Source organism: Pseudoalteromonas sp. P80D2, assembly GCF_036680945.1.
Taxonomy (GTDB): domain Bacteria; phylum Pseudomonadota; class Gammaproteobacteria; order Enterobacterales; family Alteromonadaceae; genus Pseudoalteromonas; species Pseudoalteromonas shioyasakiensis.
Map to the genome: position 1 here is coordinate 1 of NZ_JAZDAR010000001.1, position 1,427 is coordinate 1,427.

Genomic DNA, 1,427 nt, shown 5'->3' on the forward strand with positions numbered 1-1,427 from the left:
TAATGCTGATCAGTTAAGAAGTTGATCAGTTGACCGATCAGAATGATCATGCACAATCCGTAGTTAGGCAACTAACTACGGATTTTTTTGTGAATATAGAACAAGCTCTTCATTCTGCTTTCGAAGAAAGCACTCGTTACCACACGTTTGAAAAATTATCTGAAATTTTATCTTCTGACCTGATTGAACAAGGCTTTCAACAAGCAGGAGTAGCCACAGTTAGAAAGCGCAGGTTGCCTTTAGAAGCTGTGCTTTGGTCTGTTATTGGCATGGCATTATTTCGTAAAGAGTCTGTCTGGAATATTGCGAATAAACTAGACATTATGCTGCCTGGCAAAAATCAGTTAGTCGCCCCGAGTGCCATGGTTCAAGCTCGCCAGCGATTAGGTGATGACCCCGTTAAGCAAGTCTTTAATAAAGCTGCTGATAATATGTACCATACAGAACAGTTTGACACGTGGGCTGGGTTAAATTTATTAGCGGTTGATGGCGTTGTTTGGCGTACGGCCGATTCAGATGAGAATCGTGAAGCATTCTCATCGGCTAGCAACCAATATGGTGATACAGGATTCCCACAAATTCGCATGGTTTGTCATATGGAACTCACCAGCCACCAACTGATAAGCAGTGAGTTTGATAACTATAAGACGAATGAAATGAAGCTTGCTGAACGACTGATTGAGCGTACACCTAACCACTCGTTGACCATGTTTGATAAAGGGTACTATTCACTGGGCTTGTTAAATCGATGGCACAGCACTGGAGAAGAAAGGCATTGGCTAATACCTGCAAGACCTGATTTACAATACGAAGTCGTTTCTAAGGTTGGTAACAATGACCTGATAATTGAGCTCAAAACCACTAAGCATGCGCAAAAGAATTTCCCCGATGTTCCCGAAGTTATTAAAGCAAGACTGGTTAGTAAAACCATAAAAGGTAAAAATTACCGAATACTAACCTCGATGGTAGATAGACTTCGTTTTCCAAGTAGCGAAATAGTTGATTTATACAGCCATCGCTGGGAAATAGAATTAGGGTATCGAGAAATAAAGCAAACAATGCTAGATAGCACATACCACCTTCGGAGTAAGCGCCCTGATATGGTCAGACAGGAGCTATGGGGGATCCTCCTCGCATACAATTTAATTCGAAGGTTGATGACCCTAGCAGCAAAAGCTGAAGGAATATGGCCTAACCAACTCAGTTTCTCAAGCTGCTCGATGGCAGTTATTCAATACTTCTCATCAATATCAATTATGAGCCCCGGTAATATTCCAATTCACTGGGATCATCTGTTAGGTACGCTGAGACTATTTAAACTGCCACCTAGAAGAGAAGATAGGCGATACCCAAGAGCGATAAAGCCTAAGCCATCAAAGTACCCACATAAAAAAAGAAATGCCAGTCAGCTTAACTGACTGGCATTG

General features: G+C 41.8%; 1 protein-coding gene. It reads left to right on the forward strand.

Features of this window, described 5'->3' with window-relative positions; translation table 11 throughout:
• Positions 1-89: 89 nt before the first annotated feature.
• On the forward strand, positions 90-1,418 hold the full coding sequence (locus tag VRK28_RS00005; protein ID WP_442961228.1) for an IS4 family transposase: 1,329 nt from the start codon (positions 90-92) through the stop codon (positions 1,416-1,418).
• The last annotated feature ends 9 nt before the right edge of the window (positions 1,419-1,427 follow it).